Annotated in this window: 1 protein-coding gene; it reads left to right on the plus strand. The window is 33.5% G+C overall.

Translation table 11 applies throughout. The annotated features are described in order from the left end of the window. Positions 1-36: 36 nt before the first annotated feature. Positions 37-373 (plus strand): DUF4179 domain-containing protein (locus tag DWX28_RS19695; RefSeq protein WP_199611891.1); only part of this gene is annotated, 337 nt, incomplete at its 3' end.

Below are 373 nucleotides of genomic sequence, written 5' to 3' on the forward strand. Positions count from 1 at the left end.
CAGAAACAAATTATGGGAAGAGGTGAAAGAAATCATATGAAAAAAGAAAACAATTTTTTGGATTTGATGGGAGAAATAGATGAAAAATTTGTTTATGAAGCTTCCTTGCCATGGAAAAAGCGAAATGTTAATTTGAAATTAAAATTAGCAAAAATTGCAGCAGCAGGAGTTGTAATAGCATTATTGATAGGAGGCTTGGGACATCCGCATGAGATAAAGGCGGCCTGGGAACAGATTACTTCGTGGATTCAAACTGCATTGGGGATTAATGAAAATGTAGAATCATATATAGATAGTGTTGGAAAAACGATTACTAAAAATGGAATTTCTATTACGTTAGATGAAATTGCTGCTGATAAGGAGAATTTATGGG

Origin of the sequence: Blautia sp. AF19-10LB (assembly GCF_003461245.1) — a bacterium.
Lineage (GTDB): Bacteria > Bacillota > Clostridia > Lachnospirales > Lachnospiraceae > Blautia_A > Blautia_A intestinihominis.